The organism is Phenylobacterium sp., assembly GCF_036821595.1.
GTDB lineage: Bacteria > Pseudomonadota > Alphaproteobacteria > Caulobacterales > Caulobacteraceae > Phenylobacterium.
Genome location: NZ_DAISJG010000089.1, coordinates 1 through 7,329, shown reverse-complemented (window position 1 = coordinate 7,329; position 7,329 = coordinate 1). Strand labels below are relative to the sequence as shown.

13 protein-coding genes are annotated in these 7,329 nt (G+C 71.5%); 8 read left to right on the top strand and 5 right to left on the bottom strand.

Annotation, left to right across the window (positions count from 1 at the left end; translation table 11 throughout):
- From V7Z97_RS18455 to V7Z97_RS18445, 3 genes are all read right to left on the bottom strand, one after another.
- Positions 1–145 (bottom strand): VOC family protein (locus V7Z97_RS18455; protein WP_334164908.1); only part of this gene is annotated, 145 nt, incomplete at its 3' end.
- A gap of 112 nt (positions 146–257) precedes the next feature.
- A complete protein-coding gene (locus V7Z97_RS18450) occupies positions 258–620 on the bottom strand; it encodes an FkbM family methyltransferase (RefSeq protein WP_334164907.1) in 363 nt (120 codons plus the stop codon).
- Complete coding sequence (locus V7Z97_RS18445; protein WP_334164906.1) at positions 611–1,045, bottom strand: FkbM family methyltransferase; 435 nt, start codon at positions 1,043–1,045, stop codon at positions 611–613. The genes V7Z97_RS18450 and V7Z97_RS18445 overlap by 10 nt, the downstream gene beginning before the upstream one ends.
- Before the next feature lie 274 nt (positions 1,046–1,319).
- Here V7Z97_RS18445 and V7Z97_RS18440 point away from each other — a divergent pair, with 274 nt between their 5' ends.
- The 4 genes from V7Z97_RS18440 (at position 1,320) to V7Z97_RS18425 (ending at position 4,216) form a co-directional block, all read left to right on the top strand.
- Entirely contained in the window at positions 1,320–2,408 is a 1,089-nt protein-coding gene (locus tag V7Z97_RS18440) for an NADH:flavin oxidoreductase (RefSeq protein WP_334164905.1), read from the top strand.
- Positions 2,409–2,447: 39 nt separating this feature from the next.
- Complete coding sequence (locus tag V7Z97_RS18435; RefSeq protein ID WP_334164904.1) at positions 2,448–3,026, top strand: peptidase S14; 579 nt, start codon at positions 2,448–2,450, stop codon at positions 3,024–3,026.
- 162 nt (positions 3,027–3,188) lie between these two features.
- Positions 3,189–3,512 (top strand): UrcA family protein, encoded by a 324-nt coding sequence (locus V7Z97_RS18430; protein WP_334164903.1) that lies wholly within the window; start codon positions 3,189–3,191, stop codon positions 3,510–3,512.
- 119 nt (positions 3,513–3,631) lie between these two features.
- The gene (locus tag V7Z97_RS18425; RefSeq protein WP_334164902.1) at positions 3,632–4,216 is read left to right on the top strand and encodes a class I SAM-dependent methyltransferase; all 585 of its coding nucleotides are present in this window, start codon (positions 3,632–3,634) and stop codon (positions 4,214–4,216) included.
- Here the strand turns inward: V7Z97_RS18425 and V7Z97_RS18420 are convergent.
- Positions 4,206–4,580 (bottom strand): response regulator, encoded by a 375-nt coding sequence (locus V7Z97_RS18420; protein ID WP_334164901.1) that lies wholly within the window; start codon positions 4,578–4,580, stop codon positions 4,206–4,208. The genes V7Z97_RS18425 and V7Z97_RS18420 overlap by 11 nt on opposite strands.
- Before the next feature lie 140 nt (positions 4,581–4,720).
- On the opposite strand from V7Z97_RS18420, the gene V7Z97_RS18415 reads away from it, so the two are divergent.
- Positions 4,721–4,960, top strand: coding sequence for a DUF3297 family protein (locus tag V7Z97_RS18415; RefSeq protein ID WP_334164900.1), 240 nt, complete (start codon positions 4,721–4,723; stop codon positions 4,958–4,960).
- A 114-nt stretch (positions 4,961–5,074) separates the two neighbouring features.
- Positions 5,075–5,284, top strand: coding sequence for a hypothetical protein (locus V7Z97_RS18410; protein WP_334164899.1), 210 nt, complete (start codon positions 5,075–5,077; stop codon positions 5,282–5,284).
- Between the two features lie 154 nt (positions 5,285–5,438).
- Here V7Z97_RS18410 and V7Z97_RS18405 read toward each other — a convergent pair whose 3' ends face one another.
- A complete protein-coding gene (locus V7Z97_RS18405) occupies positions 5,439–6,137 on the bottom strand; it encodes a pirin family protein (protein ID WP_334164898.1) in 699 nt (232 codons plus the stop codon).
- A 190-nt stretch (positions 6,138–6,327) separates the two neighbouring features.
- Between V7Z97_RS18405 and V7Z97_RS18400 the strand changes: the two genes are divergently transcribed.
- On the top strand, positions 6,328–6,936 hold the full coding sequence (locus V7Z97_RS18400) for a hypothetical protein (protein ID WP_334164897.1): 609 nt from the start codon (positions 6,328–6,330) through the stop codon (positions 6,934–6,936).
- 103 nt (positions 6,937–7,039) lie between these two features.
- Positions 7,040–7,329 (top strand): beta/gamma crystallin-related protein (locus tag V7Z97_RS18395; RefSeq protein ID WP_334164896.1); only part of this gene is annotated, 290 nt, incomplete at its 3' end.

The following is a 7,329-nucleotide window of genomic DNA, read 5'->3' as shown; positions in this document are numbered from 1 at the left end:
TGGCGAAGTTCACGCGCGGGTCGTCCAGCAGCCACTTGGCGTAGTCGTCCTTCACGACCGTCGGCTTCGCGCCGAACAGGGTCTCGTAGAAGGCGATGGACTGGGCAAGGTCGGGCACGCTCACGTGCAGGTGGAGGCGCTTCATGGCCGGTCTCCGTTGTCGATGACCAATCTATATTTCCAGAAATATGGAACTGTCAAGCGGCGGCGCATACGAGCTGGTGGCGCGGTGGCTGCGGCGTGGGGGCCTGGGGACGCTAGGGGGCCGGCGGGCGCGACCACTCCTGCGGGTCGATCGCCGGCGCGTCGATCACGGTCCGGCTCTCCCTCGGCAGGCAGATCATGTTCACCGACACCAGGCGGCGGCCGAAGATGTTCGGCTCGACGGCCTCATCGACCATTGGCGGCAGGTGCCAGTACAGCCGGTAGCCCAGCCCATCCAGCAGGGCGATGAGCTCCCGCTGGTGCTCGCGGCGATCGTTCTCGACGTAGATGCGCGGCCGACAGCGGGCGATCGTCTCGCGCGCGCCCTGCAGGACCTGGGCCTCGAAACCCTCCACGTCGATCTTCATCAGGCCGCAGTGGTCGAGGCAGAGCTCGTCGATGGGCGTCACCCGCACGCGCTGCCCCTCGGCGCCGGCGGGGGCCAGGCCGCGCCGCCGACGTTGGGTTCGCGGAGGTAGTCCACCGGCGGCATGCTCGCCCAGCCGGGCTCGGCGCCGCAGGCGTCGGGCAGGGCGACCACATTGCCGAGGTCGTTGAGCGCCAGGTTCGCGCAGAGCGCCTGGAACACCCGCTGCTGCGGCTCGAAGGCGTAGAGGGTGGCGGGCGCGCAGCGGCGGGCGAGGGGCACGGTGTGCAGGCCGATGTTGGCCCCGGCCTCCACCACCGGGAGGCCAGGCTTCGCCATCTGCTCGAGCAACAGCCATTCGGCGTAGCTGAACTCGCCGTAGGCTTCCAGGCAGGCGGTGATGAACCGGTCGCCGCGGAAGGCCAGCATGGGGCCGTGGCGGGTCTGCAGGGACTTGAGGGCGGGCTCCGTCACCGCCCGGAGCTACCACGCGCCGCGCGCCCGGCGCTAGACGCCCGCGTCAGGCGCGCCGGCCAGGATGCCGGCCAGGCGGGCCTCGTCCACGGGCCTGGCGAGGCGCGGCTGTTCGCGCCAGGCGGGGGGATGGCGCCGGCTTCCCGGCTGGTCACGAAGGCGCCGCGTGCAGATATCGGCGACGTCCGGATCGGCGCCTCACGTGGCGGCGCCGTTGCGGAGGGACGGGCGGCGCTCTACCTCATCTGGCGCCGCCGAAGGAGAGCCCCGCCACATGCCGTCGTCCGTCGAAGCCCTGTTCCAGCCGATCACCTTCCAGCACGGGCCGGAGTGGAAGAACCGCTTCATGCTGGCCCCGCTGACCAACCAGCAGAGCCACCCGAACGGCCTCCTTTCGGACGACGAGTTCAGGTGGCTGACCATGCGGGCGCAGGGCGGCTTCGGCCTGACCATGACCTGCGCCGCGCACGTGGCGGCCCAGGGCCAGGGCTTCCCGGGCCAGCTCGGGATCTTCGCCGACGACCACATCCCGGGGCTCGCGCGCCTGGCCGCCGAGATCCGGGCGAACGGCAGCGTCTCGTCGGTGCAGCTGCACCACGCCGGCAACCGCAGCCCGAAGGAGCTGGTGGGCGAGCCACTGTGCCCCTCGGACGATGCGGAGACCGGCGCGCGGGCGTTCACGGCCGAGGAGGTGCAGGGGCTGGTGGAGTCCTTCGCCGCGGCCGCCGTGCGGGCGGAGAAGGCCGGCTTCGACGGCGTCGAGATCCACGGGGCGCACGGCTATGTCATCGCCCAGTTCCTGTCGCCGGAGCTGAACCGGCGTACGGATTCCTACGGCGGTTCGGTGGAGAACCGCGCGCGCCTGCTGTTCGAGATCATCGACGCGATCCGGGGCTGCACGCGGCCGGACTTCCAGCTCGGCCTGCGGCTGTCGCCCGAGCGGTTCGGCCTGAAGCTGGCCGAGATCGTCGAGGTGACGCAGGAGGTGCTGCGGCAAGGCCGCATCGACTTCCTCGACATGTCCCTGTGGGACGTGGCCAAGGAGCCGGTGGAGGAGGCGTTCAAGGGCCGCAAGCTCGCGGCCTACTTCGCCGAGCTGGAGCGCGGGGCCGTGCGGCTGGGGGCGGCCGGCAAGATCATGAACGGGGCGCAGGCCGCCGAACTGCTGGCCGGGGGCTACGACTATGCGGTGATCGGCCGGGCGGCGATCCTGCACCACGACTTCCCCGAGCGGGTGCGCCGCGACCCCGGCTTCGAGCCGATCGCACGCCCCGTCTCGCGCGGGCACCTGGAGGCCGAGGGCCTGTCGCCGGCCTTCGTGGACTACATGGGCAACTGGCCCGGGTTCGTGGAAGCCGCCTGACCGTGGCGCCTTCGGGACGCCTCCGGCGTTCTCGAAGGCATGAACCAGATCTCATCCCTCGCCTCCGCGCCCGAGGCGCTGGCGCGCCCGCAGGTCCGGCTGGACGGCGCGGTGGGCGACGAGATGCTGCGGGCCTTCAAGGCGGCGTTCGCGGAGGCCGAGGCGGGGCCCGATCCGATCGTCGTGGAGCTCACCACCACCGGCGGGGACGCCGACGTGGGCCGGCGCATCGCCACCGACATCCGGCTGTTCCGCGAGCGCACCGGGCGGCGGCCGCTGTTCTTCGGCAAGGCCGTGGTCTACTCGGCCGGGGTGACGGTGATGGCCGGCTTCCCGCGCGAGGACCGCTGGCTGTCGCGCGGCACCTGCCTGCTGATCCACTGCCGCAGCCTCGCCCAGAGCGTCGACCTGAACGGACCCCTGGCCCAGGCCCGCAAGCGGGTGGAGGGGCTGCTGAACGAGATCGACGTGGGCCTGGCCCTGGAGCGCGAGGGCTTCGAGGCCCTGATCGCCGGCAGCCCCGTGGCCCTGGACGACCTGCTCGAGCGGGCCCAGGCGAACTGGTACGTCTCGGCCGACGAGGCCCTGTCCCTGGGACTGATCGCCGGCGTGGTGTGACGCGCGTTACACATGAACGCCGTGTAATGCCATCCATGAACGCGGCGTAATATTGTTAAATCGAGGTCATTACCTCGTATTCACGGGACCTTCAGGAAGCGGCCAAGTATTCATCTCTCATCGCCGGCGAATGGACGCCGACGCCCAACCGAGGGATTGAACATGACGAACTTCGCGTCCCGTATCGCCGGCGTCGCCACCCTGGCCCTCGCCGCCCTGCCGCTGGCCGCCATCGCCACCACGGCCGCCGCCAGCCCGGTCACGGTGCAGGTGAGCGACATCGACCTGAACAGCGCCCGCGGCCTGGCCGCCTTCGAGCAGCGCGCGGAGAAGGCGGCCCACGCCTTCTGCAAGAACACCCGCCAGCCGCCGAACCAGCTCGGCCGGGCGGCGACCTGCCGCCAGGCGGTGATCACCGAACTGCACGAAAAGCTCCCTGCCGTGCAGCAGGCCCAGATCCGCGGCTCCATCTACGCCGCGCGCTGAGCCCGCGAGAGCGGGACCTCTCCCCCCCGGACCTGGCCGGGCCCGCTCGCGCCGAAGCCCCTCCCACCCCAACGGGAGGGGCTTTTTCGTGGGCGCGCCGCGCTGCTAACACTCTCCCCATGAAGTTCAACATGGGCTGCGGCCAGAACAAGCAGCCGGGCTACGTCAATGTCGACGCGGCCGCGGCGAGCGAGCCGGACGAGGTGGTGGACCTGGAGGTCACGCCCTGGCCGTGGCCCGACGGCTGCGCCGAGGAGATCGTCTTCAACCACGCGCTGGAGCACATGGGCGGCGACCCCAAGGTGTTCCTGGCGATCATGCGCGAGATCTACAGGATCGCGGCCCCCGGCGGGCTGGTGCGGATCCACGTCCCGCACCCCCGGCACGACAACTTCATCAACGACCCGACCCACGTGCGGCCCATCACGCCGCAGATGCTGGAGCTGTTCGACCGGCCGCAGAACGAGCGCTGGCGCCAGGGCGGCGTGGCCAACACCCCGCTGGCCCTCTACCTCGACGTGGATTTCGAGCTCGTCCGCCGCGACGTGATGCTGGAGGAGCCCTACCGCAGCCGGCTGAAGAGCGGCGCGCTCACCGTCGACGAGGCGCAGGAGCTGCTGAAGACCCGCAACAACATCGCCGCCGAGTTCCGCATCGAGATGGTGGCCCACAAGCCGCCCCGGACGACGGGACCTACTCCGTGACGCCGCCGCCGTTGAGCAGGCCGGCCACCTGGTCGGCCAGTTCGCGGGGATTGAACGGCTTGGGGAACATCAGCGCGCCCTCGACGCCGAAGCGGTCGAGGTGGGCCGCGTGGCCGGTGATGTAGACCACCTTCAGGCCGGGCTTCAGCTGGCGGGCCCGCCGGGCGACGTCGAAGCCGGTGGTGCCGGCGCCGAGGTTGATGTCGGCGACCAGCACGTCGATGGACCGCCCCTGCTGTTCCAGGAGCTGGTAGGCGCGCGTGTCCGTCTCCGCCGAGCGGACCTCGAGACCCCGGTCGACAAAGGCCTCCGCGATCAGCTCGCGGACATCCGCCTCGTCCTCGACAAGCAGAACCGTCGCCATGCACCCTCTATCCTCAGGGTCGCCTACCCGACAGGGCCGGCGAGGTCCACCTGCTTTCATTGACGTTTTCGAGAGCGGCCGCGATCTCCCCCGCGCGGCTTACGCTTGATCGCCGGCCCGCCGCGTGCGAGGGGGCGGCCATGAGCGACACCCCTCCCGACCGCCTGTCCACCGATCCCGACAGCCCCTACTACGACGCCGAGGTCCTCGCGCGGAACGTGGGCGTCCGGTTTAAGGGCGAGGACAAGACCAACGTGGACGAGTACTGCGTCTCCGAGGGCTGGATCCGGGTCGTGGCGGGGAAGGCCACCGACCGCCGCGGCAAGCCCCTGACCCTGAAGCTGCAGGGCGAGGTCGAGCCCTATTTCCGCGAGGGCTGAGAGCCCGTTCCCGACCATGGCTGCGGCGCCCGGCCGCACCGCCTGCGACGGGCTGACACGACGCAAGGCCCGCGAGACGGTGGGATAACCGCGTCATCTGGACGGGACGGTGACATGTTCGATCTCATGGTGGTGGCCCACGGCGGCCGATGGCTGCTCATGGACGACGAAGAGGGCGAGCTGGGCAGCTACGCCACCCGGGCCGAGGCCCTGGAGGCGGCCGGCGCCTTCGCCAGCGTGGACGCCGAGCCGCGCCACGTGCTGATCCAGGAGACGCCGGGCGAGTGGGACGAGACGGTCGTCGATCCGCCCACCTGCCACTGAACACCGTCCTCTCCGGCAGGGAGAGGGTTGCGGTGAGGCCGGCGCCGACTTGAAGCGGGCAGGGCGCGGGACCCGCGCGACCGGGTCCCGCCGGAGCGACGCCGGACATCCTGCGCCGCCCCCGCCCTTCCCTCTCCCTGGGGGAGAGGGTGATTTAGCCCGCGTCGACCAGCACCACCTCGGCGTCCTCGAGCGCGGTGACGCGCAGGACGTCCTCGTCCCGGATCGCGGCGCCGTCGCGGGCGTCGAGGCGGACGCCGTTGACCTCCACCGCGCCGGCGGCCGGCACCAGATAGGCGTGGCGGCCGGCGCCCAGGGCGTACTCCGCCGTCTCGCCAGCGCGGATGGTGGCTCCGGCGACGCGGGCGTCGGTGCGGATCGGCAGGGCGTCCGCGTCGCCGGGCAGGCCCGAGGCGAGGGTGACGAACCGGCCGGCGCGATCGCCCTTCGGGAACGGCCGGGCGCCCCAGGCGGGCGGGCCGCCGCGGCTCTTGGGCTCGATCCAGATCTGGAAGATCCGGGTGGTCTCGGGCTCCATGTTGTACTCGGCGTGGCGGATGCCGCTGCCGGCGCTCATCACCTGGACGTCGCCAGCCTCGGTGCGGCCCTGGTTGCCCAGGCTGTCCTGGTGGGTGATCGCCCCGTCGCGCACATAGGTGACGATCTCCATGTCGGCGTGCGGGTGCGGCGGGAAGCCGGAGCGCGGGGCGATCTCGTCGTCGTTCCAGACGCGGATCGGGCCCCAGCCCATCTTCTGCGGGTCATGGTAGCCGGCGAACGAGAAGTGGTGGCGGGCCTTCAGCCAGCCGTGGTCGGCGCCGCCGAGGCGGTCGAACGGTCTGCGCTCGATCATCTTGGGTCTCCTTGGGGGGCGCCGCCGGGCGCCCGCGTTCGACGGCTAAGATAGGCGTGCCGGACGCGGCATAAACCGGCGCCGACGCAGAAGATTGTTTCCGGATCGGAGACGATCCGGGCGGGAAAGAACCCGGCGGGGGAGTCCGCGTTGAGCGTGGCGGCAAAACCCCAAGAGGGATGGAAACCCCATGAACCACACCATCAAGTCACTCGCGATCGCCGGCCTCGCCCTGCCGTTCGTCGCCGCCTGCGCCACGGACGGGAACACCGGGCCCAGCGCCGCCGCCGGCACCGGCGCCACCACGGCGGCTGCGCCCGCGAGCGGCGGAACCTCCACCGGCGGCTCCACCGGCACGGCCCAGACCGGCACGAGCGCCAACACCGGCGCGACCGCTCCCCAGCCGTCCACCAGCGGCATCCCCAGCCTCGTGAACGTGAACCTTCAGGACGTGCTGAACGACCTGTCGGTGCGGCTGCAGATCGACCGGGCCAATGTGCCGATCAACATCCAGCTGCCGATCCAGCTGGCCGCCAACGTCTGCGGCGTCAGCGTCAACGTGCTGTCGGTCTCCACCGGCGGCCAGGCCCAGTGCAAGGCGACCAGCGCGCCGCAGGAGCTGGCCCAGGTGGTGCAGCAGCAGATGGCGGCGGGCGGCTCGGTGGGCGGCGGCGCCCAGGGCGGCTCGACGGCGGCGACCGGCTCGTCCACGCCCGCGGCGGGCACGGCCACGAGCGGCGCCACCGACACCTCGGCCAACTCCACCGGCACGACCGAGACCACCACCCAGCCGCAGTGAGGCGGGACGGGGGGCGGCTGCCTGAACGCCCGCTCCCCGTCGTCTTCATGGCCGGTTCAGCCAAGCTTGGCCATGAAGGCGGCCGAGACCTGAGGAGCTGGACATGACCAAGACGACCCTGATCTGCGCGGGCCTGGCGGCCCTGGCCCTGGCCGGGGCGGCGGAGGCGCAGCCGCGCGGCGGCGCCCGCGGACCCACGGCGACGCTGTACGACGGACCGAACTTCACCGGCCGCAGCGTGACCATCGTCGGTGAGGTGTCGAACCTCTCCAGCTACAACTTCAACGACAAGGCCCGTTCCGTCCGGCTCGAGGGCCGCTGGCGGCTGTGCGAGCACTCCGGTTTCGAGGGCCGCTGCGTCGAGCAGGCAGGCGACATCCCCGAGCTCAACAC